The organism is Streptococcus sp. zg-86, from assembly GCF_017639855.1.
GTDB classification, from domain to species: domain Bacteria; phylum Bacillota; class Bacilli; order Lactobacillales; family Streptococcaceae; genus Streptococcus; species Streptococcus zhangguiae.
Window position 1 is genome coordinate 933,354 of sequence record NZ_CP072115.1, and the last position, 25,622, is coordinate 958,975.

General features: G+C 40.6%; 25 protein-coding genes and 1 other annotated feature (1 of these 26 only partly in view). All 25 genes read left to right on the forward strand.

Annotation, left to right across the window (positions count from 1 at the left end; translation table 11 throughout):
- Positions 1-285 precede the first annotated feature (285 nt).
- The 25 genes from rpsP (at position 286) to yihA (ending at position 25,502) form a co-directional block, all read left to right on the forward strand.
- The gene (rpsP, locus tag J5M87_RS04485) at positions 286-558 is read left to right on the forward strand and encodes a 30S ribosomal protein S16 (protein WP_154608608.1); all 273 of its coding nucleotides are present in this window, start codon (positions 286-288) and stop codon (positions 556-558) included.
- A 22-nt stretch (positions 559-580) separates the two neighbouring features.
- The gene (locus J5M87_RS04490; protein ID WP_067089824.1) at positions 581-820 is read left to right on the forward strand and encodes a KH domain-containing protein; all 240 of its coding nucleotides are present in this window, start codon (positions 581-583) and stop codon (positions 818-820) included.
- An 89-nt stretch (positions 821-909) separates the two neighbouring features.
- Positions 910-1,428: a ribosome maturation factor RimM gene (gene rimM / locus J5M87_RS04495; protein WP_154608607.1), complete on the forward strand. Its 519-nt coding sequence runs from the start codon at positions 910-912 to the stop codon at positions 1,426-1,428.
- Positions 1,418-2,143 (forward strand): tRNA (guanosine(37)-N1)-methyltransferase TrmD, encoded by a 726-nt coding sequence (gene trmD, locus J5M87_RS04500; protein WP_154608606.1) that lies wholly within the window; start codon positions 1,418-1,420, stop codon positions 2,141-2,143. The genes rimM and trmD overlap by 11 nt, the downstream gene beginning before the upstream one ends.
- 321 nt (positions 2,144-2,464) lie before the next feature.
- The gene (locus tag J5M87_RS04505; protein ID WP_154608605.1) at positions 2,465-3,385 is read left to right on the forward strand and encodes a metal ABC transporter solute-binding protein, Zn/Mn family; all 921 of its coding nucleotides are present in this window, start codon (positions 2,465-2,467) and stop codon (positions 3,383-3,385) included.
- The gene (locus J5M87_RS04510; RefSeq protein WP_154608604.1) at positions 3,386-6,538 is read left to right on the forward strand and encodes a pneumococcal-type histidine triad protein; all 3,153 of its coding nucleotides are present in this window, start codon (positions 3,386-3,388) and stop codon (positions 6,536-6,538) included.
- 308 nt (positions 6,539-6,846) lie between these two features.
- The gene (locus tag J5M87_RS04515) at positions 6,847-7,908 is read left to right on the forward strand and encodes an aminotransferase class I/II-fold pyridoxal phosphate-dependent enzyme (RefSeq protein WP_154608603.1); all 1,062 of its coding nucleotides are present in this window, start codon (positions 6,847-6,849) and stop codon (positions 7,906-7,908) included.
- A gap of 282 nt (positions 7,909-8,190) precedes the next feature.
- Positions 8,191-8,934, forward strand: coding sequence for a DeoR/GlpR family DNA-binding transcription regulator (locus J5M87_RS04520; protein WP_160463268.1), 744 nt, complete (start codon positions 8,191-8,193; stop codon positions 8,932-8,934).
- Positions 8,931-9,842, forward strand: coding sequence for a 1-phosphofructokinase (gene pfkB, locus J5M87_RS04525; protein WP_154608602.1), 912 nt, complete (start codon positions 8,931-8,933; stop codon positions 9,840-9,842). The genes J5M87_RS04520 and pfkB overlap by 4 nt, the downstream gene beginning before the upstream one ends.
- On the forward strand, positions 9,839-11,794 hold the full coding sequence (locus J5M87_RS04530) for a PTS fructose transporter subunit IIABC (protein WP_154608601.1): 1,956 nt from the start codon (positions 9,839-9,841) through the stop codon (positions 11,792-11,794). Before pfkB ends, J5M87_RS04530 begins: the two co-directional genes overlap by 4 nt.
- A gap of 96 nt (positions 11,795-11,890) precedes the next feature.
- The gene (locus J5M87_RS04535) at positions 11,891-12,265 is read left to right on the forward strand and encodes a DUF1149 family protein (protein WP_154608600.1); all 375 of its coding nucleotides are present in this window, start codon (positions 11,891-11,893) and stop codon (positions 12,263-12,265) included.
- A 1-nt stretch (position 12,266) separates the two neighbouring features.
- Positions 12,267-13,118 carry a DegV family protein gene (locus J5M87_RS04540; RefSeq protein ID WP_154608599.1) on the forward strand — a complete coding sequence of 284 codons (852 nt, stop codon included), beginning with the start codon at positions 12,267-12,269 and terminating at the stop codon, positions 13,116-13,118.
- Positions 13,119-13,121: 3 nt separating this feature from the next.
- Positions 13,122-13,889 (forward strand): 4-hydroxy-tetrahydrodipicolinate reductase, encoded by a 768-nt coding sequence (dapB, locus tag J5M87_RS04545; RefSeq protein WP_154608598.1) that lies wholly within the window; start codon positions 13,122-13,124, stop codon positions 13,887-13,889.
- Complete coding sequence (locus tag J5M87_RS04550) at positions 13,886-15,097, forward strand: CCA tRNA nucleotidyltransferase (RefSeq protein ID WP_154608597.1); 1,212 nt, start codon at positions 13,886-13,888, stop codon at positions 15,095-15,097. Before dapB ends, J5M87_RS04550 begins: the two co-directional genes overlap by 4 nt.
- A complete protein-coding gene (locus J5M87_RS04555; RefSeq protein WP_154608596.1) occupies positions 15,090-16,961 on the forward strand; it encodes an ABC-F family ATP-binding cassette domain-containing protein in 1,872 nt (623 codons plus the stop codon). The genes J5M87_RS04550 and J5M87_RS04555 overlap by 8 nt, the downstream gene beginning before the upstream one ends.
- 9 nt (positions 16,962-16,970) lie before the next feature.
- Positions 16,971-17,306 (forward strand): hypothetical protein, encoded by a 336-nt coding sequence (locus tag J5M87_RS04560; protein WP_154608595.1) that lies wholly within the window; start codon positions 16,971-16,973, stop codon positions 17,304-17,306.
- A gap of 66 nt (positions 17,307-17,372) precedes the next feature.
- The gene (locus tag J5M87_RS04565; protein ID WP_154608594.1) at positions 17,373-18,332 is read left to right on the forward strand and encodes an ROK family glucokinase; all 960 of its coding nucleotides are present in this window, start codon (positions 17,373-17,375) and stop codon (positions 18,330-18,332) included.
- A gap of 32 nt (positions 18,333-18,364) precedes the next feature.
- Positions 18,365-18,643 carry a hypothetical protein gene (locus J5M87_RS04570; protein WP_154608593.1) on the forward strand — a complete coding sequence of 93 codons (279 nt, stop codon included), beginning with the start codon at positions 18,365-18,367 and terminating at the stop codon, positions 18,641-18,643.
- Between the two features lie 203 nt (positions 18,644-18,846).
- Positions 18,847-20,919 carry a bifunctional metallophosphatase/5'-nucleotidase gene (locus J5M87_RS04575; RefSeq protein ID WP_154608592.1) on the forward strand — a complete coding sequence of 691 codons (2,073 nt, stop codon included), beginning with the start codon at positions 18,847-18,849 and terminating at the stop codon, positions 20,917-20,919.
- A gap of 138 nt (positions 20,920-21,057) precedes the next feature.
- Positions 21,058-21,900, forward strand: a complete 843-nt coding sequence (locus tag J5M87_RS04580; protein WP_154608591.1) for an aldo/keto reductase — start codon at positions 21,058-21,060, stop codon at positions 21,898-21,900.
- 120 nt (positions 21,901-22,020) lie between these two features.
- The gene (locus J5M87_RS04585) at positions 22,021-22,860 is read left to right on the forward strand and encodes a thymidylate synthase (protein WP_154608590.1); all 840 of its coding nucleotides are present in this window, start codon (positions 22,021-22,023) and stop codon (positions 22,858-22,860) included.
- A gap of 106 nt (positions 22,861-22,966) precedes the next feature.
- Complete coding sequence (locus J5M87_RS04590; RefSeq protein WP_154608589.1) at positions 22,967-23,479, forward strand: dihydrofolate reductase; 513 nt, start codon at positions 22,967-22,969, stop codon at positions 23,477-23,479.
- Between the two features lie 3 nt (positions 23,480-23,482).
- Complete coding sequence (locus J5M87_RS04595; RefSeq protein ID WP_099092175.1) at positions 23,483-23,653, forward strand: hypothetical protein; 171 nt, start codon at positions 23,483-23,485, stop codon at positions 23,651-23,653.
- 23 nt (positions 23,654-23,676) lie between these two features.
- Entirely contained in the window at positions 23,677-24,906 is a 1,230-nt protein-coding gene (gene clpX / locus J5M87_RS04600; protein ID WP_154608588.1) for an ATP-dependent Clp protease ATP-binding subunit ClpX, read from the forward strand.
- Positions 24,907-24,914: 8 nt separating this feature from the next.
- Entirely contained in the window at positions 24,915-25,502 is a 588-nt protein-coding gene (yihA, locus tag J5M87_RS04605; protein WP_067090585.1) for a ribosome biogenesis GTP-binding protein YihA/YsxC, read from the forward strand.
- Between the two features lie 84 nt (positions 25,503-25,586).
- Positions 25,587-25,622 (forward strand) — a sequence feature (ribosomal protein L10 leader region); it runs 93 nt beyond the window's last position.

Below are 25,622 nucleotides of genomic sequence, written 5' to 3' on the forward strand. Positions count from 1 at the left end.
AATTGAATAAAGGTTAGGACATCGTTCAGTCGCTTTGCTTCAATAGTCCAGTGGACTGTTGAAGGTTGGAAATAGGGACTATGGAATAATCCTCAATTAACACCAGTTCTATCTGCAGCTCCTTACCTTGTCCTATTCCTTTCTCAATCCACTATATTTTCTAAAAACATTCAGGTGTCAAGTTTTTTTCTTGACACCTTTTGAAATTCTGATATAATAGAACATGTGATAAATAGTTTTTGCTATTTCACCGATAAATTATAAAAGAAAAGAGATTCATAGAAAATGGCAGTAAAAATCCGTTTAACTCGTATGGGTTCTAAGAAAAAACCTTTCTACCGTATTAACGTAGCAGATTCACGTGCTCCACGTGACGGACGTTTCATTGAAACAGTTGGAACTTACAACCCGCTTGTTACTGAAAACCAAGTAACATTGAAAGAAGACCGTGTTCTTGAGTGGTTGGCAAATGGTGCACAACCTTCTGATACAGTTCGCAATATCCTTTCAAAAGCTGGAGTATTGAAGAAATTCCACGATTCAAAATTCTCAAAATAAAACGAATTAAGAGAGTACACTTATGGACATGATTGAAAATCTGATTATTGCAATTGTGAAACCCTTGATTTCACAGCCAGATAGCTTGACGATAAAAATCGTTGATACACCTGAATTTTTAGAATATCACTTAGACTTAGAGCAGTCTGATATTGGTCGCGTTATCGGCAGAAAAGGACGCACAATTTCTGCGATTCGGACGATTGTTTATTCTGTTCCAACAAGTGACAAAAAAGTTCGTCTTGTGATTGATGAAAAGTAAAAGTAGCGGGTTTTCCGCTCTTTTTGTTATCTTGAGAAAATGGTTAAAAAATGCTACAATAAGGCATATTATAGAGTTTTGGAGAGCACATGAATTATTTTAAAGTTGGAAAAATCGTTAATACCCAAGGACTTCAAGGCGAAATGAGGGTCTTGTCTGTGACAGATTTCGCAGAAGAGCGATTTAAAAAAGGCAACCAGTTAGCCCTATTTGATCCCAAAGACCAATTTGTCATGAATGTAGAAATCGCTAGCCATCGGAAGGCGAAAAACTTTGATATCATCAAGTTTAAGGGGATGTACCATATCAATGATATTGAAAAATACCGTGATTTTACCCTCAAAGTAGCTGAAGAGGACTTATCTGATTTGGATGAGGGAGAATTTTACTACCATGAAATCATTGGTTTAGAAGTCTATGAAGGCGAGCAGCTACTTGGGACAATCAAGGAAATTTTACAGCCAGGGGCAAATGATGTTTGGGTAGTCAAGCGGAAAGGCAAGCGCGATCTTCTTCTTCCCTATATTCCGCCTGTAGTTCTTGAAGTAGATGTGGCAAATGGTCGTGTCCAAGTAGAGATTCCAGAAGGATTAGACGATGAAGATTGATATTTTGACCCTCTTTCCAGAGATGTTTGCGCCCTTGGAGCATTCGATTGTTGGTAAGGCTCAGGAAAAAGGCTTGCTTGATATTGCCTACCATAATTTCAGAGAAAATGCGGAAAAATCTCGCCATGTAGACGATGAACCTTACGGAGGCGGTCAGGGGATGTTGCTACGAGCTCAGCCGATTTTTGATGCTTATGATCAGATTGAGAAGACCTCTCCTCGTGTTATCTTGCTAGATCCTGCTGGTAAGCGGTTTGATCAATCCTATGCGGAAGAGTTAGCCCAGGAAGACCATTTGATTTTCATCTGTGGTCATTATGAGGGGTATGACGAGCGCATTAAGACCTTGGTGACGGACGAGATTTCATTAGGTGATTATGTCCTTACAGGAGGAGAACTTGCTGCGATGACCATGGTGGATGCGACTGTTCGCTTGATTCCAGAAGTGATTGGTAAGGAAGCCAGCCATACAGATGATAGTTTTTCATCAGGTTTGTTGGAATACCCTCAATATACGCGTCCCTATGATTTTAGGGGGATGCTGGTACCGGATGTTCTCATGAGTGGTCATCATGAAAATATCCGCAAATGGCGCCTGTATGAGAGTTTGAAAAAAACCTATGAGCGCAGACCAGATTTACTAGAGCAGTACGAGCTATCTGACGAAGAGACTAAGATATTAGAAGAAATCAAGAGTCTAGGATGTGCTGACTAGGTCTAAGACTTGCTACGTATGAAGTGATAATGTACTATAGAGAGTGAAAGGATGCATTTGTTTCTTTTCACTTTTTTGATGTATAGTGAATTGAATAAGGGTTAGGACATCGTTAAGTCACTTTTATGAATGCCAGTTCTATCTGCAGCTTCTTGCCTTGTCCTATTCCTTTCTCAATCCACTATAATTTTTTCGAAAAAGGCTTGACAGTTATTGTATAGAGTGGTATATTATTAACTAGTTTAAGAACCAGTTAAGTAATTAACTGTGTTTATTTTTGAAGATATAAATAACTGGTTAATAATCAGTAAAGGAGTTACAATGAAACGAAGAAAAATATTTCTCTTCCTCTGTAGCCTTATTTCTTGTGTTGGAATGGCTGCTTGTAGCAGGGAAACACAGCAAAGTCAGCAGGGAATGAAGATAGTTACGAGCTTTTATCCTATTTATTCTATGGTTAGAGAAATTGCTGGAGATGTCAATGATGTCCGTATGATTCAATCAAGTAGTGGCATTCATTCTTTTGAACCGTCAGCAAATGATGTCGCAGCTATCTATGATGCCGATGTCTTTGTGTATCATTCAAGAACCCTAGAATCTTGGGCTGGGTCACTCGATCCTACCTTGCAAAAATCAACTGTCAAAGTGATTGAAGCCTCTCAAGGAATGAGTTTGGATAAGGTTCCAGGCCTGGAAGATATGAAAGCTGGTGAGGGAATAGATGAGAAAACACTTTATGACCCACATACTTGGTTAGATCCTGAAAAAGTTGCGGAAGAGGCCCAGATTATTGCACAGCAGTTGTCAGAAGTGGATCCAACGAATAAGGAACTGTATACGAAAAAGGCTGAAAAACTGAGCCAAGACGCTCATGCTTTAACCAAAAAATACCAGCCTATTTTTGAACAAACTTCACAAAAGACCTTCGTCACTCAACATACAGCCTTTTCCTATTTGGCGAAGCGTTTTGGCTTAGAACAATTGGGGATTGCAGGGATTTCACCAGAACAAGAACCTAGTCCACGCCAGTTGGCTGAAATTGAAGAATTTGTGAAACATTACAAGGTTCAAACCATTTTTGTCGAGAGTAATGCTTCTTCAAAAGTAGCTGAAACCCTGGTCAAATCAACAGGAGTCGCCTTGAAAACCTTGAATCCTCTGGAAGCTGATCCAGAGAATGAAGCCAGTTATTTGGAAAATTTAGAGGCAAATATTGCCATATTAGCAAAGGAATTAAAATAGATGAAAAAGAAATATATCATTGGTAGTGTTGCAGCCATTGCTCTTAGTTTATGTAGTTATGAACTTGGTCGTCATCAGGCTTTTTCTGCAAAAGACAGTCATCGTGTAGCCTATGTGGATCAGCAAGCTTCTCCAAATAATGTCGCGACAAAAGCTGAAAATTTGACTCCTGAACAAATCAATGCCAAAGAAAATATCAAAGCGGAACAAATTGTCATCAAAATAACCGATCAAGGTTATGTCACATCTCATGGTGACCATTATCACTACTATAATGGGAAAGTTCCGTTTGATGCCATTATTAGTGAAGAATTGATTATGAAGGATCCTGCTTACCAATTGCAAGATGCAGATATTGTCAATGAGGTAAAAGATGGCTATATTATTAAGGTCAATGGAACCTATTATCTTTACTTAAAAGATCCAGCTCATACAACTAATGTACGGACCAAAGCAGAAATTGCTCGTCAGCGTGAAGAGCACCTGCAAAGCAAGGTTGCTGCGGGCGAGAGTAGCCGGTTTGTCTCTCAGGAAGTCAAGGCTGCAAGAGCACAAGGCCGTTATACGACAGATGATGGATATGTCTTTAACCCGACAGATGTCATTGAAGATACAGGTGATGCCTTTATTGTTCCTCATGGCAATCATTTCCACTATATTCCTAAGAGTGACTTGTCGCCAAGTGAGCTAGCAGCAGCACAGAATTATTGGAATAGTAAAAAAGGTGAGGGAATCCGTCCGTCTTACGAGCAAGCTAGAAAACAAGGTAGTAATCCAGTACAAATTCAAGGTTTGAATACGGGGAATCCGTCAGCTCCTACTATCGCTCAACTATTGCAGGAATTGTATGCAACTCCTCTTAGTGAGCGCCACGTAGAAACAGATGGTCTGGTATTTGATCCAGCACAGATTACTCGCCGAACAGACAGCGGAGTAGTGGTACCACATGGTGATCATTTCCATTTTATTCCATATTCTCAAATGTCAGCCCTTGAGGCACAAATTGCGCAGGCGATTGCTATTGGAAAACCGATTGAACATGGAACAAATGGTATCGTCCCTGCTCCTGAAACAAAACCAATCAATGCAACTGAAAAGCCAACTTCTCCTCAACGGCATAACGGTCCTTATACGACAGATGATGGCTATGTCTTTAGTCCGACAGATGTGATAAAAGATTTTGGCGATTCTTTTCTGGTACCACACGGTAATCATTTCCATTTTATTCCTAAGAGTGACTTATCTGCTAGCGAATTGAGCGCTGCCCAAAGCTATTGGGATCACAAAAACGGAACTCCCACTCCTACACAAGCTAATCCTATTGGAGGTTTAACTCCTTCATTGCCAGAGAAGCCGGTGCCAAGTCAGCCAAGTATCCAAGAAAAGAGCCTCTCTCAATTATTGCAGGAACTGTATGCAACTCCACTTGCGGAACGTCATGTAGAAACAGATGGCTTGGTCTTTGATCCGGCACAGATTATCCGTCGCACGGAAGATGGAGTAGCGGTACCACATGGTGATCACTTCCATTTTATTCTCTACTCTCAAATGTCACCTTTAGAAGCTAAAATTGCTCGCATGATTGGGATTGGAACGGTTCCTACAGTAGTAGAACCTCTGAAGCCATTAGAGCCAGAAACTAAGCCGGTAGAGCCTACCCAACCTGTAAAACCAGAAGCACCTGCATCTGAAAAACAGCCGAAGAAAACCATGTATTCACAAAAAGAATTGGACGCAGCAAAAGCGGAAGGACGCTATATATCAGCAGAGGATGGCTATATCTTTAAGGCTGAAGATATTATTAGCGATGAAGGAGAATCCTACATCATTTTCCGTGACAACTACACACACTGGGTGGATAAAGAGTCTCTTTCAGAAAAAGAATTAGCAGAAGCTGAGGCTTTCTGTAAAGAAAAAGGCTTGACAGCCCCAAGTGCAGATGATGTATCTTACTTTGATGCCAGCAAGGAAAGTGCCGACTCCGTCTTTGAACGAGTGGCAGCTAAGAAAGTCATTCCGTTTGAGCGCTTGCCTTATAATATAGGCTATGCTTCTGAAGTGAAAAAGGGCAAAATCATTATCCCACACAGAGATCATTACCATAACCTAACGATTTCTTGGTTCAATGATTCTGAATTCTTTAAGGCACCGAGTGGCTATAGCCTAGAAGATTTGTTTGCAACCGTCAAATACTATCTCGCTCATCCAGAAGATCGTCCATATTCGCAATATGGTTGGGGATCTGTGGAGGAAGAAAGCAAACCAGAAACTCCAGTAGCTTCAGAAAGTAAGCCGACTGAAATTGCTAGCCACCCAGAGCGAGAAGGCAAGCCAAATTCACAGATTGTCTATACACCAGAAGAAATTGTAGCTGCCAAGGCAGCCGGTCGCTATACGACTTCAGATGGCTACATCTTTGATGCCAAGGACATTGTTGAAGACCTTGATGATGGTTATCTAGTCCCTCACATGACTCACAGCCATTATATTCCAAAGAAAGATTTGTCTGAAAAGGAGCAAGAAGAAGCACGTCAGTATGTGGATTCGGCTGGTTTAAATAAAAAGACAGAAACTAAGCCAACTAATCCAACAAAGGAAACGGCACTTGCTATTTACAATCGTGTAGCGGCAGAAAAGATTGTCCCAGTCGAAGCGATGCCGTACAACTCCGCATATGTGGTTGATTTCCAAAATGGACAGATGATTATTCCGCATTATGATCACTACCATAACGTTTCTCTTTCTTGGTTTGATGATGACCTTTATCATGCACCAGAAGGATATACCTTGGAACAATTTCTTGCAACAGTTAAATATTATGTGACACATCCAGAAGATCGTCCAGTATCTGACGACGGTTTTGGTAGTGCAAGTGAGCATGGAACAATAAATAGTTCAGATACTGCCGAAGAGGAAGCAATGGACTATGAGCCAGATGAGGAAGAGTTGGAGCAACAAAGACTAGCCAAAGAATACGGAATGTCAGTGGATGATTTCCAAGATAAACTCGTCACAATTGCTTTAAAATATAAGGTGGCTATGGATAGTTTTAGCTACCAACCAGAGCAAAAAACGGTTTCATTGGTGACAAAAGATGGTCAAACAGTTCTTGTTTCTCTTGAAAGTTTAGAAGAACTTCCAGTGAATGAATAATCAAAAGCTAGTAGCTTCCTTAGAAGGAGTTACTAGTTTTTTTACGGCATAGTGAATTGAATAAAGGTTAGAACATCGTTCAGTCGCTTTGCTTCAATAGTCCAGTGGACTGTTGAAGGTTGGAAATAGGGATTATGGAGTAATCCTCAATTAATCCCATTTCTATCTGCAGCTCCTTGCCTTATCCTATCCTTTTCTCAATCTACTATAAATTCTTGATTTTTTGAGATTTTATGCTACAATTGTGTATAATTATACAAAATGCTTTTAAAAACAGTATAATAATACAAAATGAAGGAGAGAGGAAAATGGTAGAATTTAGACAAGGATTAGCGAGCTGGGAGCCGTATAAATTGGGGCAAATTGCTCCGTATGATTTAGCCAATAATGAGAACCGCTTAATGGATTGGACAGGTCTTTTAAAGAATATCCAAGCCAATATGAGCTTGTCCGATTTGATGTACTATGGGGATAATTGCTATCGTGATGTGATTGAAAAATATGCCAACTATGCTGGTGTGCATGCTAGACAAGTCACAGCTGGTGTGGGATCAGATTTTCTCATTCACATGATTGTAACGACCTTCCTAGAAAAGGGAGATGTCTTTTTGACCGTTGATCCGGATTTTTTCATGTACCAAGTCTACAACCAGCTGCATGATTCGCGCTTTGAGGCATATCCCTTAGAGTGGGAGCAGGACAGTCTACACTTGTCAGCAAAAAAACTTTTGATTTATGCAGAGCGAGTGGAGGCTAAGGTTCTCATGTTATCCAATCCCAATAATCCCTCTTCCGTAGCCTTTAATCCCAAAGAAATTGAGCAAATCCTACAATCCTTTAAGGGCTTGGTTGTCTTAGATGAGGCCTATATTGAATTTTCAGACAGCCCGAGTTTTGTCAGTTTGATTGGAACTTCCCCTAATCTCATTGTCCTACGCACCTTATCAAAAGCCTTTGCTCTAGCAGGTTTGCGCTTAGGTTTTGCCATAGCTAATGAGCGGTTGATTTATGAATTGGATAAGGCTATCCCGCCTTTTAGTGTGTCAAATGTTGTGGCAAAGATTGGTTCTGCGGCTCTAGATTACACTAGTCAAGTGGAAGAAACAAGACAAGCGATTATCGCACTTCGTCGGGAGTTTCTGGATTTTCTAGCTCAGATTCCAAAGGCTCAAGCCCTACCTAGTCAGACAAATTTTGTGACATTTACCTTTCCCAAAGCAGAAGCCTTTTATCGTAAGGCATTAGAACAGGGTTTTGATTTCAAGTATTACCAAGAAGGAAGATTAACAGGTTATATTCGTATGGCGATTGGTCGTCCTGAGGAAATGGCCTTAGTGAAGCAGATTCTGCTCTCTCTTATGGCTGAATAAATGAAGCAGATTTCGCTAAAAACGTTTGACTAATATACAAAAATAGGAGTAAGTTACTCAACGTTAGGAATAACAATTGAGTTCTGCTCCTATTTTATTTTGTTTTGGATAAATTATAGGATTTGTAGAATAAGACTAGTCAAGTTTAGATTATATGCTGGTCCATTTTTTATAAAAAAGATAGTTTATCACATAAAATGATAGATTTTGATAGAAAATGATTGACAATGATAGAAAATCAGGTATAATAGTTTCTGTAACCGATTGCAGGAGGTGAGAGAAATTCTTAAATCAGAACGCAAACAGATGATTGTGGAAACCATTAAGGAGCGCCAGTTTGTTAAGCTAGAAGATTTGGTGATATTGCTACATTCTTCTGAATCAACTGTCAGACGCGATTTAGATGAGTTGGAAATGGCTGGAAAATTGCGCCGTGTACATGGTGGGGCTGAAAGTCTACCCAATCTTCAGGAAGAAGAATCAATCGTTCAAAAATCTGTCAAAAACGTTCAAGAAAAACGACAAATCGCTCAAAAAGCTGCCAGTTTGGTAGAAGATGGGGATGTCCTCTTTCTTGATGCAGGAACAACGACTGAGTTGATGATTGATTACTTGGTGGCAGCTGATTTAACGGTAGTGACCAATTCCGTTCACCATGCTGTCAAGCTAGTAGATAAGGGCTTTTATACTATTATCATTGGCGGTAAGGTCAAAAAGTCAACAGATGCTTCTATCGGAGCTGTGGCACTAGAACAGATTCGGCAGCTGCATTTCACCAAGGCCTTTCTAGGGATGAATGGTGTTGATAGCCATGACTACACGACACCAGACATAGAAGAAGGAGCGATTAAGCGGACGGTTTTGAACAATGCCAGTCAAGCTTATGTCTTAGTCGATTCGTCTAAATTTGGTCCGATTTCTTTTACAAAAGTGGCAGAAATCGAAAGAGCACATCTCATTTGTTGTCGTACCGAGAGCAATCTACTGGCAACTATAAAGAAAAAAACGAGGGTAATTGAAGTATGATTTATACAGTCACCTTAAACCCTGCGATAGACTATATTGTTCGTCTTTCAAAGATAGAATCAGGCGCAGTTAATCGCATGGATAGTAGTGATATCTTTTCTGGTGGTAAGGGAATCAATGTCAGCCGGATTTTACAACGGCTTGGCTATGCCAGTACCGCAACTGGTTTTGTCGGAGGATTTACTGGGGAATTTATCAAGAGCAGTTTGGCTACTGAAGAAATTGGTACTCAGTTTGTCAAGGTAGACCAAGATACCCGTATCAATGTCAAAATCAAGGCAGACCAAGAAACGGAGATCAATGGACTAGGACCGATTGTGACAGAGGAGCAATTGGCAGAATTAGAAACCATTTTAGCACATGTCACCACAGAAGATACCGTGGTCTTTGCAGGTTCTGCACCAGCTAGTTTGGGAAACCAAGTCTACAATCGCTTGATTCCCTTAGCCAAAGAGGCTGGAGCAGAAGTTGTCTGTGACTTTGAAGGTCAGACCCTGCTGGATTCCTTGGCCTATCAACCACTCTTGGTCAAACCAAATAATCATGAATTAGAAGCTATTTTTGGTGTGACCTTCCAGTCGCGTGAGGATATTGTGCAGTATGCAAAAGAAATTCTTACCAAAGGTGCACAACATGTGATTGTGTCCATGGCAGGTGATGGAGCATTGCTGGTGACTCCAGAGGCAACCTATTTTGCAAAACCAATCAAGGGAGTGGTCAAAAATTCTGTCGGAGCTGGTGATTCAATGGTTGCTGGATTTACAGGTGCATACACCACATCTCATAACCCAATTGAAGCCTTGAAATGGGGAGTTGCTTGCGGAACGGCAACAGCTTTCTCAGATGATTTAGCCAGCATTGAGTTTATTAAGGAAATGTATGAAAAAGTGGAGGTAGAAATTCTATGAAAATTCAAGATGTCTTACGACAAGAAGTGATGTTGCTTGATTTAGCAGCAAGAACGAAAGAAGCAGTTATTGATGAAATGGTCACAAACTTAGTGGAAAAAGGGTTTGTAACAGATTTCGATGTCTTTAAAACAGGGATTATGAACCGTGAAGCCCAAACGACAACTGGTCTCGGTGATGGAATCGCTATGCCTCATAGCAAGAATGCGGCAGTCAAAGAAGCAACAGTTCTCTTTGCAAAATCAAACCAAGGTGTCGACTATGAGAGTTTAGATGGTCAGCCAACGGATTTATTCTTTATGATTGCTGCACCAGAAGGGGCTAATGATACACATCTAGCAGCCCTTGCAGAATTGTCCAAATATTTGATGAAACCAGGATTTGCAGATAAACTTCGTCACGTTTCCTCATCTGCTGAAGTTCTAGCGGTCTTTGATGAAGCGGAGGCAGCTGATAAAGCCAGTCAAGTGGTTGAAACAGCAAGTGCCAGCAGAGGAGAAAAAGACTTTATCGTTGCAGTTACAGCGTGTACAACAGGGATTGCCCATACCTATATGGCAGAAGAAGCACTGAAAAAACAGGCTGCTGAAATGGGGATTGACATCAAGGTAGAAACAAATGGTGCATCTGGTGTCGGCAATAAGTTGACAGCAGAGGATATCAAGCGTGCTAAGGGCGTTATCATCGCAGCAGATAAGGCTGTTGAAATGGCTCGATTTAATGGAAAACCACTCGTATCACGCCCCGTTGCAGATGGTATCAAAAAGACAGAAGAACTCATCAACCTTGTCTTAAACGGTGAAGCAAGTCTGTATTACGCGAAAGAAGGTGCGAGTATGGAAGAATCCGCCGAAACATTGAGCCTTGGAAAGGCCTTCTATAAACACTTGATGAGTGGCGTTTCCCAAATGCTTCCATTTGTTATCGGCGGCGGTATCTTGATTGCCCTTGCCTTTCTTATTGATAATGTCTTGGGTGTACCCCAAGATCAATTATCTAGTCTTGGTTCTTACAATGAATTAGCATCTATGTTTATGAAGATTGGTGGCGCAGCCTTTGGCTTTATGTTACCGCTTCTTGCAGGGTATATTGCTTATTCTATTGCTGAAAAGCCAGGTTTGATTGCTGGTTTTGTGGCAGGTGCTATTGCAAAAGATGGTCTGGCTTATGGAAAAATTCCATTTGGGGCAGCGACCTCTGACATTCCAGCAGCTGTTTCTTCTGGTTTCTTAGGTGCTCTTGTCGGCGGTTTCTTGGCAGGTGCGGTTATCCTAGCCTTACGAAAAGTTCTTGCTCATTTACCAAAATCTCTTGAAGGAATCAAATCCATTCTTCTCTTGCCACTGCTTGGCGCTATGATTACGGGATTTGTGATGTTCTTTGTCAATATCCCAATGGCGGCTATCAATACTGGTATGAATGATTTCCTCAGTGGTTTAGAAGGAAGTTCCGCAGTCATCTTGGGACTCGTCCTTGGAGGGATGATGGCAATCGATATGGGTGGTCCCGTCAATAAGGCAGCCTATGTCTTTGGTACAGGTACATTGGCAGCAACCGTTGCAAATGGCGGTTCTGTGGCAATGGCAGCTGTTATGGCAGGTGGTATGGCGCCTCCTCTAGCAGTCTTTGTTGCTACTCTCTTATTTAAAGATAAATTTACAAAAGAAGAACGTAATTCAGGTTTGACCAATATCGTTATGGGCTTATCCTTTATTACAGAAGGGGCGATTCCATTTGGGGCGGCAGACCCAGCACGTGCGATTCCTAGTTTCGTAGCAGGATCAGCGATTACAGGAGCTTTAGTAGGTTTGTCTGGTATCAAATTGATGGCACCACACGGTGGAATCTTCGTGATTGCCTTGACTAGCAATCCACTTCTCTACCTCGTCTTTGTTCTCGTTGGCGCAATTGTATCCGGTATTCTCTTTGGTGCCCTTCGCAAAGCAAAATAATCGACAGCAAAAACCTTGTCTTGGAATAGATAAGGTTTTTCTCTTTTTTCTGGAAATATGATATAATATAGCTATTACCATTTTTAGGAGATTCAGATGAATATTATTCGTGATAAAGAGCTTGTTAACCAGTATCATTTTGATGTTCGCAATAGCGAATGGGAAGAAAACAATGGTGTTCCAACAACTAAGTTAAAAGTTGATTTTCAATTGATTGATCGAAACGAAGAAGAGCAGAAGATGTCGATTATTGTGATTTTACGTTTCATGATTGTATTGGATCACTTTGTGATTTCAGGTGCGATGAGTCAAGGTATCCATATGACAGACAGAGTTGTTCAGGATGTAGATGAATTTACCGAAGGAGAAAAACGTTTCTTGGTTGATCCGCTATTGGATATGCTCAAGCGTTTGACCTATGAAGTAACAGAAATCGCCTTGGATGCCCCGGGTGTAAATTTGGAGTTTTAACATGAAATTGGCCGTAATTACAGATACATCAGCTGTACTGCAACCGGTAGAGAGAGATGATCTTTTTGTATTAGATATTCCTGTAACGATTGGAGAGACGACCTATGTTGAAGGGAAAAATCTAAGTGTAGATGAATTTTATCAGAAAATGGCGTCAGCCTCTGAATTACCAAAAACGAGTCAGCCAAGCCTATCTGATTTGGTCGAAATTCTCAGCCGTTTACAAAAAGAAGGCTATACTCATGTTATCGGCTTGTTCTTATCTTCTGGGATTTCAGGCTTTTATCAAAATATCCAGTATTTAAAAGACGAATTTGACGGTATGACAATTGTCTTTCCAGATAGTAAGATTACCTCAGCCCCGCTTGGTATGATGGTAGAAAATATCTTGAAACGCTATGAACTAGGCCTGTCTTTTGAAGACATTTTAGCAAAACTAGAACAAGAGATAGCTGGAATCGCTGCCTTTATCATGGTTGATGATTTGGATCATTTGGTCAAAGGAGGACGCTTATCAAATGGCGCAGCTCTTCTAGGCAACCTTCTTAGCATCAAACCAATTTTATCTTTTACTGATGAAGGGAAGATAGAAGTATACGAAAAAGTTCGTACCGAGAAAAAAGCTGTGAAGCGCCTATTGGAAATTTTACTAGAACAGACCCAAAATGGTCGTTATCAAATTGCCATTATTCATGCAAATGCACCGCAAAAGGCTGAAGAATTTAAACAATTGTTACAAGAAAATGGCATAGCCTGTGAGTTGTCGATTGTATCCTTGGGTTCTGTTATTGGAACACATGTAGGTGAGGGCGCAATTGCTTTTGGTATTTCACCGATTATTGATGAGGAGTAGAAGATGACAATTCAGGTAATTATTGCAGGATTTAAAGGGAAAATGGGCTCTACAGCTCTTGACATGGTCAAAAAGGACAAGGACTTGGCTTTAGCAGCTCTACTTGATCCATTTGCGACGGAAAAAGAGGTGGATGGCGTCCCTGTCTATACTTCAAAAGAGGAGTTGATCGGTTGTTCAGCAGATGTGTGGGTTGATTTTACGACACCTGCCTTTGCCTATGAACATACCAAATTTGCACTTGAAAATGGCTTTGCGCCAGTTGTTGGGACAACAGGCTTTACCTCAGAAGAAATTGAAGCATTGACTGCCTTATCAGCTGAGAAAAAACTCGGTGGTTTAATTGCCCCAAATTTTGCAATTGGAGCGATTTTACTCATGCAATTTGCAGCCCAGGCAGCCAAGTATTTCCCAAATTTGGAAATTATTGAACTACACCACGATAAGAAAAAAGATGCACCAAGCGGAACTGCTATTAAGACCGCAGAATTGATTTCACAGGTTCGCACAAGTCAGTCACAGGGCTTGGCAGATGAAGAAGAGTTGATTGCAGGAGCTCGTGGTGCAGACTTTGATGGGATGCGTATCCATTCTGTCCGCTTACCTGGCTTGGTCGCTCATCAAGAAGTCATTTTCGGAGCGCAGGGAGAGGGTTTGACCATCCGCCATGATTCGTATGACCGCAGTTCATTTATGAGTGGTGTCCGTTTAGGAATAAAAGAAGTAGTAAAACGAGAGCAACTCGTTTATGGTTTGGAACAGTTATTATGAGATTACACTATTTGCCTTCTGAATTTCAGGAGGCTTTGCCGATTTTAGAGAAAATCAAACAAGCAGGCTTCGAGGCCTATTTTGTCGGTGGTTCAGTCCGAGATGCGATTCTAGGACGGCCGATTCATGATGTTGACATTGCTTCGTCCAGTTATCCAGAAGAGACAAAAGCGATTTTTTCACGTACCATTGATGTCGGGATTGAGCATGGGACAGTCCTTGTTTTGGAGGAGCATGGCGAATATGAAATTACCACCTTTCGGACAGAGGATGTCTATGTAGATTACCGCCGTCCTAGTCAGGTTTCCTTTGTTCGTTCCTTAGAAGAAGATTTAAAACGCCGTGATTTTACAGTCAATGCCTTTGCGCTAAATGAAGAAGCACAAATCATTGATAAGTTTGACGGACTGCGTGATTTGGAAAACAAAACCTTGCGGGCCGTTGGAGTGGCTACGGAGCGGTTTACAGAAGATGCCCTTCGCATTATGCGTGGCTTTCGTTTTGCCGCTACGCTTGATTTTACAATCGAAGAAACAACGTTTGAAGCGATGAAAACAACTGCCCCTCTCTTGGAGAAGATTTCGATTGAGCGAATTTTTATCGAATGTGACAAGCTCTTGATGGCAACAAGTTGGCGTAAGGGAATCAGAGCCCTTATTGACTCTAAAGCCTACAATTATCTGCCTGATATGAAAGAGAAAAATAGAGAGTTGGAAGAACTGTTGGAAGTTCTTTCAGAAGACTTTGCCTTTCGTACTTCAGAGCAGGCCTGGGCAATGCTGATGATCTGCCTGGAGCTTTCAGCGCCCAAAAACTTTCTCAAACATTGGAAAACCAGTAATGATTTTCAAAAAACAGTGATGAAGCTGGTTGCAATCTATCAATTACGCCAGCAACAATCGGTGAATAAGCAGATTTGCTATCATTACGGCAAGGAATTGCTTTATCTAGTTGAAGAACTCAGACAAGCTCAGGGACTTGAGGTTGATTATGACCGTATCGATCGAATTGACCATTCTTTGACGATTCATGATAAGCATGAGATTGTCGTAAAAGGTGGCGATGTGATGACAACCTTTCAGCTTAAACCAGGTCCGCTACTTGGACGGCTATTAAATGAGGTTGAAAACGCGATTGTAGAAGGAGATTTAGCCAATGACAGCACTGCTATCATGGCATTTGTAGGGGAGAGACTAGCCAATGAGTGATTTTATCGTTGAACAATTGAGTAAGTCAGTAGGAGATAAGACAGTTTTTGCAGGAATTTCTTTTATTATTCACCAGTATGATCGTATCGGTATTATTGGTGTCAATGGAACTGGGAAAACAACGCTTTTGGATGTATTATCTGGCAAATTAGGTTTTGATGGCGATGTTTCTCCTTTTCGAACTAAAAACGCGTATAAGATTGCCTACCTCACTCAAGAGCCTGATTTTGAGGAAAGTCAGACGATTTTAGATACGGTTTTGTCCTCTGATTTACGAGAAATACAATTAATTAGGGAATATGAAGCGCTCGTTGCTTCCTATAGTGAGCAAACACAGAATCGCTTAGAGAAGGTGATGGCCGAAATGGATGCTCTACATGCTTGGGAAATTGAGCATCAGATTAAGACAGTCTTATCCAAACTCGGTTTGACTGATACAAACCAGCGTGTTGGCGATTTATCAGGTGGTCTTCGTCGTCGGGTTCAATTAGCGCAAGTACTACTAGGTGATGCAGACTTGCTACTCTTAGATGAGCCAACTAACCATTTGGATATTGAAACGATTGAATGGTTGACGACCTTTTTGAAGCAGACTAAAAAGACAGTCCTTTTTATCACCCATGATCGCTATTTTTTGGATAATGTAGCAACTCGTATTTTTGAGTTGGACCGAGCTAGTCTAACCGAATACCTTGGAAATTACCAAGATTATGTGCGACTAAAAGCTGAGCAGGACGAACGCGATGCAGCTTTGCGCCACAAAAAAGAACAATTATATAAGCAGGAGTTGGAGTGGATGCGTAGACAACCGCAAGCTCGTGCGACCAAGCAACAGGCGCGGATCAATCGTTTTCACGATTTAAAATCAGATGTAAGCCATACAGTAGATGATAGTCAGCTCGAAATCAATTTTGAGACCAGTCGTATTGGAAAAAAAGTCATCGAATTTCAACAGGTGGATTTTGCCTATCCAAACAAGGATATTTTAAAGGGCTTTGATTTACTGGTACAAAACAAGGACCGTATTGGAATTGTGGGAGATAATGGAAAAGGAAAATCAACCCTGCTCAATCTAATTGCAGGGGAATTACAGCCTACATCTGGTCAACTCATAGTGGGTGAAACCATTCGTGTCGGTTATTTTTCACAGCAAATTCAAGGCTTGGATGAAAATAAGCGGGTCATCAATTTTTTACAGGAAGTAGCAGAAGAAGCAGAAACAACATCAGGAATGGTTTCGATTGCGGAACTCTTGGAGCAATTTCTGTTCCCGCGCAATACCCATGGAACCTTGATTCAAAAGTTATCAGGTGGTGAGAAAAAACGCCTTTATTTACTGAAAATTTTGTTAGAGCGTCCGAATGTCTTACTGCTTGATGAGCCAACCAATGACTTAGATATTGCAACATTAACCGTATTAGAACAGTTTCTCCAAGGCTTTTCAGGACCAGTGATTACAGTGAGTCACGACCGCTATTTCCTCGATAAAGTAGCGACCAAGATTCTCGCCTTTGAAGACGAGGGGATTCGCACCTTCTTCGGCAATTATACAGATTATCTGGATGAGAAAGCTTTTCTTGCTTCTGCAGAAGCCAATCGAGTTGTAGCTCCTAAAGAAAAGCAGGAAAAAGCTCGTGAGAAACAAAAACGGATGTCCTACTTTGAAAAACAGGAATGGGCAACAATTGAAGATGATATTGCGAGTGTCGAAGAGAAAATCGTCGAAATTGAAGCAGATATGCAGAATTGCGGCAGTGACTTTACACGTTTGTCTGATTTACAAAAAGAATTAGAGTTGCAAAATGAGATTTTGTTAGCTAAATACGAGCGCTACGAATATCTGAGTGAGTTAAGCGAAGGATAGGTGTAGAATATGAAAACCATTATGATTGTCTATATGGGGATTTACTTGCTTGTGACGGTAATCGCTGCTGCATATAGTTATGTCAAGACCAAACGGATGAACCGTCTATGTGTCTGGTTGACTTTGCTGACTTGTTTGCTCTTACTTGTCACCTTATACTTTTATGCCCAGCGTTATCAGCCCGTTCAAATGGTGGGATTTGCAGTCGGTTTCACCTTAATTTCGAGTCTCTTTCTTTATAATGGTACGAGAGAGGGAACACAGTTTATCTATACTTTCTTGTTTAGCGCAGGACGTTTTCTCTTGCATTTGCAATTTTTAATCTTACTATATATTTTTCGGTAAAAAGTAGTGCAAACCTTTGCAATGTGGTATAATAAGGCGAAATAATATTTTTATGAGGAGTAACTTATGGCAAAGAAGATAATCGGTATTGACCTTGGTGGGACTTCTGTTAAATTTGCTATTCTAACAGAGCAAGGTGAGATTCAAGAAAAATGGTCTATTAAGACCAATATTTTAGACGAAGGTAGTCACATTGTGCCAGATATTATTGAGAGTATCCAGCACCATTTTGACACGCACCAATTAACAAAAGATGATTTCCTAGGAATTGGAATGGGATCACCAGGTGTGGTAGATAGTAAGGCTGGAACAGTTATTGGGGCCTATAACCTTAATTGGAAGACGCTTCAACAGGTCAAGGAACAAATTGAATCAGCTATTGGTTTGCCATTTTTCATCGACAATGATGCCAATGTCGCAGCCTTAGGTGAACAGTGGGTCGGCGCTGGTGATAACAATCCAGATGTCGTCTTTATGACCTTAGGAACTGGTGTCGGTGGCGGCGTTATTGCTAGCGGTAACTTGATTCGTGGATTTGGCGGTGCTGGTGGCGAATTAGGCCATATTACAGTTGACTTTGAAGAACCAATTGCTTGTACTTGTGGTAAAAAAGGCTGCTTGGAAACAGTAGCTTCAGCAACTGGTATTGTCAATCTAACTCGCCGTTATGCAGAAAGCTATGCTGGTGATGCTGAATTGAAAAAACGCATTGATGATGGTCAGGATGTAACGGCAAAAGATGTCTTTGATCTTGCAAAAGAAGGGGATGACCTTGCTCTGATTGTCTACCGTCATTTTTGCCACTATTTAGGCACAGCCTGTGCCAATATTGCAGCTGTCTTAAACCCTGCTTATATCGTCATCGGTGGCGGTGTGTCAGCAGCTGGTGATTTCTTACTAGAAGGGGTTAATGAAGTTTATTTGAAAAATTCCTTCCCTCAGATTGCCCAATCAACAAAATTGACTCTAGCAAATCTCGGAAATGATGCCGGTGTTCTAGGTGCCGCATCGCTCGTCTTAAAATAGATTGCTTTGATAAAGGAAATGGAGAAATCACTATGACAACTGAGCAGTCATTGCTAAAGGAACGCTATCGCTACCTCATTTATACAGGGTTTGTTATATGGCTTTCTGCCTTTTTACCAATTCCTAGGGAATGGTTTTGGCTAACTAGTTGGGCTGCTTATGCAACGATTTTTATCGTGCCTACCATTGGACTCGTTAGTCTGCTCTTATCGATTTTTTACCGAAAATGGTGGTGGATGCTCGTCAGTATCTTACTTATTTTCTCCTTTCCAATTTCATATGGACTAGGCTATTTCTTGTTTGGTCCCTAATACGATTTCAAGAGAAAATCAGCTGATTTTCTCTTTTTCTGTATCAAGCAGAAATAGTGCTGATAGAAGGAAAGGAGACGTGTTTCTATAGTTTGTTCGAAAATTATCCGCTTTCACATATATTTTATGTCAAAAACTTGTGTTGATGAAAGAAAAATAGTAAAATAATAGATGTCTATTAACAAAAAAGTTAGGAGAATGAAATGAAGAAACGTTTTTGGTTGAAAAGTAGCGTCCTTGCTTTGGTTGCGACCTATGGCCTTTGGGTAGCAAATGCGAGTGCTGAGGAAGTTGCAGTCCAAATTTTGGGTGTCAACGATTTCCATGGTGCTTTGGATACAACAGGGAATGCCTATCTACCTGATGAAGCAGGTGGAAAAGTATCCGGTGCAGGAACAGCAGCTCTATTAGCGACTTATCTAGATGATGCAGAAACGGAGTTTAAGGAAACTAATCAGGATAAACATAGCGAGAGCATCCGTGTGCAAGCTGGAGACATGGTCGGTGCCAGCCCAGCCAATTCAGGCTTATTGCAGGATGAGCCTACTGTAAAAGTCTTTAATGAAATGAACTTCGAGTATGGAACGCTTGGAAACCATGAGTTTGATGAAGGCTTGGCAGAATATGACCGCATCATAGAAGGGAAGGCACCAACTCCTGGGGAATTTTATCCTATTGTAGATGAATATAATCACGAACCTGCTAAGCAAGAGATTGTGATTGCAAACGTTCGTGATAAGGCTACAGGTGATATTCCATTCGGTTGGAAACCCTATGCGATTAAGACTATTACAACTCCTTCTAATGAACAAGTTCAGATTGGTTTTATTGGGGTTGTGACCCAAGAAATTCCGAATCTGGTGCTTCGTAAAAATCATGAGCAATATGATATTACTGATGAAGCCGAAGCGATTGCAAAATATGCGAAAGAGCTTCGCGACCAATCAGTCTATGCGATTGTTGTTCTAGCTCACGTACCGTCTACTAGTAAGGATGGACAGGCTTTTGGCGAAGCGAAAAAAATGATTGAAAAATTAAACGACTTAGATAAAGATAATAGCGTAGATATTGTCTTTGCGGGACACAATCACGTATACACTAATGGTTTAGCAGATGCAGATACGCTCATCGTACAGGCAACGTCACAAGGTAAGGCCTATGCAGATGTGCGGGGTATATTGGACACAGAGACCAAAGATTTTGTAAAAGTTCCTACTGCAACGATAAATGCTGTTAAACCAACAGCCGATAAGCAGCCAAAAGCATCTATTCAAGCAATTGTTGCGGAAGCAAATCGAATTGTCAAAACAGTAACAGATGCTAAGATTAGTACAGCAGAGAGCGGTGAAAACATTACACGTGACTTAAATGAAGCTAAAGAAAGTCCTGTTGGAAATTTGATTACAACAGGTCAGTTAGAAATCGCACGTAAATCTGGCTACACTGTTGACTTTGCTATGACCAATAATGGTGGTATTCGAGCAGACTTGCTTGTCCAACCAGACGGTACGATTACTTGGGGTGCTGCCCAAGCTGTTCAGCCATTTGGTAATATTTTGCAAATCGTGCAAATGACAGGAGAACAGATTTTCAAGGTTCTCAATCAACAATATGACGAAGAAGAGCGCTACTTCCTCCAAATTTCTGGACTAAAATACACCTACACAGAGGCTGACAATCCAACCAAAGAAAATCCCTTCCAAGTAGTAGAGGTTACGGATGAACTAGGTAATCAATTAGATCCAAATAAGCTCTATACTGTAGTAATCAATGACTTTCTTTATGGCGGAGGAGATGGATTCTCCGAATTCCGTAATGCGAAACTAATTGGAGCGATTAATCCAGATACAGAAGTATTTGTAGAATATTTAACAAATCTTGAAAAATTAGGTAAAAAAGTATCTGGTGCAGTTGGTAATCGAAAGAAATTCGTACCAAAATCTGAAATCAATCACAAGCCGATTCTTTCTCCATCTCTTCAAGAAGAACAAGGAGCTCCGGCAGGTACTAACAGACCAGAGGCGTTGACCAATAAACGTATCTTGGCTGATGTAGAAAAAGAAGCAGCTGCTTTAGCTACTTTAGAAGGAAAAGAACCTAATAGAAGAGCCGATCAAGCTATGCCAGTTGCAATGAAATCAACTACGACTGTAGCTGTACCTTCTGAAAAAGCTTTGCCAAAAACTGGAGATGGCGCAACTGCAAGCTTCTTGACCGTACTTGGTTTGACTAGTCTATTCGGTGCAATTCGGATTAAGAAAAATGCGAAAAATTAAGTAAGCGCATATTCTATAGATTGAAGAAGGGATTGGATATGACCAGTCCCTTTTCCTACATTTCAATTTTTTTGCTTGATTGAAAAAGTTTTGCAGTATATACTAAAGGTGAGTTGCAGAAATAGAAAGAAGGTAAAAATGGAAAATTATATCTTATCAAATGGTGTAACAATTCCTAAGATTGGCTTTGGTACTTGGCAAATTCCAGATGGAGATCCTGCCTATCAAAGTGTGCTTCATGCATTATCTGTTGGCTATACGCATGTTGATACAGCTCAGATTTATGGGAATGAGATCAGTGTTGGAAAGGCGATTGCAGACAGTCAGCTAGCGCGTGAAGATATTTTTCTAACGACTAAAGTTTGGAATGATAAGCACGATTATGAATTAGCTAAAGCTTCGATTGACGAATCGCTCGCCAAATTAGGTGTTGACTACCTCGATTTGCTCTTGATTCATTGGCCAAATCCAAAAGCTCTACGTGAAAATGATGCCTGGAAAGCTGGAAATGCTGGTGCCTGGAAAGCCATGGAAGAAGCTTATCAAGCTGGTAAGGTGCGTGCCATTGGGGTTTCTAATTTCATGATTCATCACTTGGAAGCCTTGCTGGAAACTGCTGAAATCAAACCGCAGGTCAATCAGATTTTATTGGCACCGGGATGCGGTCAAGATGATCTTGTGGCCTTTTGCCGGGAACACGACATTGTTATCGAAGCCTATAGTCCTCTTGGAACTGGGAAAATTTTTGGGAATCCTGTCGTTGAAGAAATGGCTACTCGCTATGGTAAATCCGTTGCGCAAGTGGCATTACGCTGGTCACTTCAAAAAGGATTTTTACCACTTCCAAAGTCTGTCACACCAGCCAATATTGCATCAAACTTAGACATTTTTGACTTTGAATTGTCTAGTGCTGACATGGAAATACTTGATACAGTAGAAGGAGTTGCTAGCCAAAGCAATCCTGATCAGGTTAATTTTTAAGGTATACTAGTTTAAAAATGTTAGAAAAAAGAGGGGAAGTTGTACAAAATTACCTTCTTTTTTTGACTAGATAGACATTAGAAAAAGGACAAAATAATAGAGAAGTGATATACTAGATTCATGACAAAAGCAGATAGAATTTTCAAAGAAAACATTCAAAAAATACTCGATGAGGGCGTCTTTTCAGAGAATGCCCGTCCACGTTATAAAGATGGGAATGTTGCAAATTCCAAATACATTACAGGCTCCTTTGCGGAATACGATTTGGCAAAGGGAGAATTTCCCATTACCACCTTACGTCCCATTCCGATTAAGGCAGCCATAAAAGAAGTTTGCTGGATTTACCAAGATCAGACCAATAGCCTTTCCGTTTTGAATGACAAATACGGTGTGACCTATTGGAATGACTGGGAAGTTGGAGCAACAGGAACGATTGGTGAGCGGTATGGGGCTGTTGTCAAAAAACACCAGATTATCGATAAAATTCTCAAACAATTAACTGACAATCCGTGGAACCGTCGCAATATTATCTCGCTTTGGGACTATGAAGCCTTTGAGGAAACAGACGGTCTCTTGCCTTGCGCCTTTCAGACCATGTTTGATGTTAGACGAGTTGATGGAGACATCTATCTAGATGCCACATTGACCCAGCGTAGTAATGATATGTTGGTAGCCCACCATATCAATGCCATGCAGTATGTGGCACTCCAAATGATGATTGCCAAACATTTCGGTTGGAAAGTTGGGAAATTCTTCTATTTCATCAATAATTTGCATATCTACGATAATCAATTTGAACAGGCTAAGGAGTTGCTCAATAGGGAGCCGAGTGATTGTCAGCCACGCTTAATCTTGAATGTACCAGATGGAACGAATTTTTACGACATCAAACCGGAAGATTTTGAATTAGTTGATTATCATCCAGTAAAACCGCAGCTCAAGTTTGATTTAGCGATTTAGCTGGTGAAAAATAAGGTTCAGGGTACTAGGTCATGCCTAGACTCTGCATTTTTTGCCAAATTTTGGTAAAATGTAATTCAAAGAAAAAATGAACAAGGAAGAAACAATGCCAAAAAAAATTTCAGCCATTTGGGCGCAAGATGAGCAAGGTTTAATTGGTAAAGAAGGCAGTCTTCCCTGGTCTTTACCAGCTGATTTAGAACATTTTAAACAAACAACGACAGGCCATGCGATGGTCATGGGACGTGTGACCTTTGAAGGAATGAATAAGCGAGTTCTTCCAAATCGTATTTCAATCATCTTGACCCATGATCCAGATTATCAAGTGGCTGATGACCGTGCTCTTGTGATGCACCATGTTTCAGAAGTGTTAGACTGGTACAATCAACAGGACAAGAATCTCTATGTGATTGGTGGAGGCCAACTATTTTCGGCTTTTGAATCCCATTTAGACGAAATTGTCAGAACAGATATTCATAGTCGATTTGAAGGCGATACCTATTTTCCAAAGGGATTTGATTGGAGTGTTTTTAAAGAAACAAGCATGAACGACTATGAACGAGATGCGGAAAATCCTGTTGACTTTACCGTGAGAATATTTGAAAGAAGAGAGAACTGATTCATGCAGAAAAGTTTATTTGGTCTATTTACTGCAGTTTTATGTGGCATATGTGTGCTTTGTTCGATTCAGGCTTTTCAGAAAAAGCGCTACGGACTAGCCCTTCTTTTTCTCTTAAATGCAGTAACCAATTTAGTAAATAGTATTCATGCCGTATATGGCGTATTATTTTAAAGAGTGATAGGAACGAGATTAGAATGACAGTACACCACCACCCATCAGAGCTTATCTACTGCTCATTTTGTGGAAAAAATCAAGAAGAAGTTAAAAAAATTATTGCAGGAAACAATGTCTTTATCTGTAATGAATGTGTGGAATTAGCCCAGGAAATTATCCGTGAAGAATTAGCAGAAGAAGTCTTGACTGATTTAGCGGATACGCCAAAACCACAGGAATTACTCACTATTTTGAACCATTACGTTATCGGACAAGACCGTGCCAAACGTGCCTTGGCCGTAGCCGTATATAATCACTACAAACGGATTAATTTTCAAGATAGCCGTGAGGAGGATGATGTTGATTTGCAAAAATCAAATATCCTCATGATTGGGCCAACCGGATCTGGTAAGACTTTTCTTGCTCAAACCTTAGCGAAGAGTTTGAATGTCCCATTTGCCATTGCCGATGCAACAGCCTTGACAGAAGCAGGCTATGTAGGAGAAGATGTTGAAAATATTCTCCTAAAACTCTTACAGGCAGCAGATTTTAATATTGACCGTGCAGAACGCGGTATTATCTATGTTGATGAAATTGATAAGATTGCTAAAAAAGGTGAGAATGTCTCGATTACCCGTGATGTTTCTGGTGAAGGTGTTCAGCAGGCCCTTCTGAAAATTATAGAAGGAACTGTTGCAAGTGTACCACCACAGGGTGGTCGCAAGCATCCACAGCAGGAAATGATTCAATTGGATACCAAAAATATTCTCTTTATCGTTGGGGGTGCCTTTGATGGTATTGAAGAAATTGTCAAGCAACGTATGGGTGAAAAAATTATTGGTTTTGGTCACAATAACCGTGCCATTGATGAAAAAGAATCCTACATGCAGCACATCATAGCTGATGATATTCAAAAATTTGGTATTATTCCAGAGTTAATTGGTCGCCTACCCGTTTTTGCAGCCCTAGATCAGTTGACGATTGATGATTTGATTCGGATTTTAACAGAGCCGAAAAACGCTCTTGTTAAGCAATACCAAACCTTGTTATCTTACGATGGTGTCGAGTTGGAATTTGACAAGGAAGCGCTCGAAGAAATTGCAAATAAAGCAATTGAGCGAAAGACAGGTGCTCGTGGTTTACGCTCTATTATTGAAGAAACCATGCTAGATGTGATGTTCGAAATACCGAGTCAGGACGAAGTCAAGCGCGTGCGGATTACCAAAGACGCAGTTGATGGCAAGGCAGAGCCAATCCTAGAAAGGGCTTAAGCAAGTAGATGGAAATCAATACAAACAATGCAGAAATCCTTTTAAGTGCGGTTTCTAAGGCTCAGTATCCTCAAGACGATATGCCAGAAATTGCTCTAGCGGGACGGTCAAATGTTGGGAAGTCTTCTTTTATCAACACCCTACTTGGCCGTAAAAATCTTGCACGTACTTCCAGTAAACCAGGGAAAACACAGCAGTTAAACTTTTATAACATTGATGACAAGATCCGTTTTGTCGATGTACCAGGTTATGGTTATGCGAAAGTTTCAAAGACTGAGCGTGCCAAATGGGGAAAAATGATTGAAGAATACCTAACGAACCGTGATAACTTACGGGCGGTAGTCAGTTTGGTCGATATGCGACATGAACCGTCAGCAGATGATGTCCAAATGTACGAATTCTTAAAATATTATGAAATTCCTGTTATTGTTGTCGCCACAAAGGCAGATAAAATTCCCCGTGGAAAATGGAATAAGCATGAATCCATGATTAAGAAAAAACTAGATTTTGACAAAAATGACCAATTTGTCGTCTTTTCGTCAGAGACAAGACATGGATTTGATCAGGCTTGGGAGAGCATTTTGAATGAAATTTAGAAAAATGTAGTAAGACATGCTACATTTTTTAATTTTTTTGAGTAAAAACTCTTGCAAAGACGCAAAAAGTATGATAGTATAAATAAGGTTTGAAAAAACTGACCTAAGACAGTAGGGGAG

Excerpts from the sequence above, each read along its gene's own strand:
- J5M87_RS04515 (WP_154608603.1), top strand. The coding sequence starts at position 6,847 with ATGGTAGAATTTAGACAAGGATTAGCGAGCTGGGAGCCGTATAAATTG.
- J5M87_RS04575 (WP_154608592.1), top strand. The coding sequence starts at position 18,847 with ATGAAGAAACGTTTTTGGTTGAAAAGTAGCGTCCTTGCTTTGGTTGCG.
- trmD (WP_154608606.1), top strand. The coding sequence starts at position 1,418 with ATGAAGATTGATATTTTGACCCTCTTTCCAGAGATGTTTGCGCCCTTG.
- J5M87_RS04585 (WP_154608590.1), top strand. The coding sequence starts at position 22,021 with ATGACAAAAGCAGATAGAATTTTCAAAGAAAACATTCAAAAAATACTC.
- clpX (WP_154608588.1), top strand. The coding sequence starts at position 23,677 with ATGACAGTACACCACCACCCATCAGAGCTTATCTACTGCTCATTTTGT.
- yihA (WP_067090585.1), top strand. The coding sequence starts at position 24,915 with ATGGAAATCAATACAAACAATGCAGAAATCCTTTTAAGTGCGGTTTCT.
- J5M87_RS04595 (WP_099092175.1), top strand. The coding sequence starts at position 23,483 with ATGCAGAAAAGTTTATTTGGTCTATTTACTGCAGTTTTATGTGGCATA.
- J5M87_RS04550 (WP_154608597.1), top strand. The coding sequence starts at position 13,886 with ATGAGATTACACTATTTGCCTTCTGAATTTCAGGAGGCTTTGCCGATT.
- J5M87_RS04535 (WP_154608600.1), top strand. The coding sequence starts at position 11,891 with ATGAATATTATTCGTGATAAAGAGCTTGTTAACCAGTATCATTTTGAT.
- J5M87_RS04505 (WP_154608605.1), top strand. The coding sequence starts at position 2,465 with ATGAAACGAAGAAAAATATTTCTCTTCCTCTGTAGCCTTATTTCTTGT.
- J5M87_RS04590 (WP_154608589.1), top strand. The coding sequence starts at position 22,967 with ATGCCAAAAAAAATTTCAGCCATTTGGGCGCAAGATGAGCAAGGTTTA.
- J5M87_RS04560 (WP_154608595.1), top strand. The coding sequence starts at position 16,971 with ATGAAAACCATTATGATTGTCTATATGGGGATTTACTTGCTTGTGACG.
- J5M87_RS04580 (WP_154608591.1), top strand. The coding sequence starts at position 21,058 with ATGGAAAATTATATCTTATCAAATGGTGTAACAATTCCTAAGATTGGC.
- rimM (WP_154608607.1), top strand. The coding sequence starts at position 910 with ATGAATTATTTTAAAGTTGGAAAAATCGTTAATACCCAAGGACTTCAA.
- pfkB (WP_154608602.1), top strand. The coding sequence starts at position 8,931 with ATGATTTATACAGTCACCTTAAACCCTGCGATAGACTATATTGTTCGT.
- J5M87_RS04540 (WP_154608599.1), top strand. The coding sequence starts at position 12,267 with ATGAAATTGGCCGTAATTACAGATACATCAGCTGTACTGCAACCGGTA.
- dapB (WP_154608598.1), top strand. The coding sequence starts at position 13,122 with ATGACAATTCAGGTAATTATTGCAGGATTTAAAGGGAAAATGGGCTCT.
- J5M87_RS04490 (WP_067089824.1), top strand. The coding sequence starts at position 581 with ATGGACATGATTGAAAATCTGATTATTGCAATTGTGAAACCCTTGATT.
- J5M87_RS04555 (WP_154608596.1), top strand. The coding sequence starts at position 15,090 with ATGAGTGATTTTATCGTTGAACAATTGAGTAAGTCAGTAGGAGATAAG.
- J5M87_RS04510 (WP_154608604.1), top strand. The coding sequence starts at position 3,386 with ATGAAAAAGAAATATATCATTGGTAGTGTTGCAGCCATTGCTCTTAGT.
- J5M87_RS04530 (WP_154608601.1), top strand. The coding sequence starts at position 9,839 with ATGAAAATTCAAGATGTCTTACGACAAGAAGTGATGTTGCTTGATTTA.
- rpsP (WP_154608608.1), top strand. The coding sequence starts at position 286 with ATGGCAGTAAAAATCCGTTTAACTCGTATGGGTTCTAAGAAAAAACCT.
- J5M87_RS04565 (WP_154608594.1), top strand. The coding sequence starts at position 17,373 with ATGGCAAAGAAGATAATCGGTATTGACCTTGGTGGGACTTCTGTTAAA.
- J5M87_RS04570 (WP_154608593.1), top strand. The coding sequence starts at position 18,365 with ATGACAACTGAGCAGTCATTGCTAAAGGAACGCTATCGCTACCTCATT.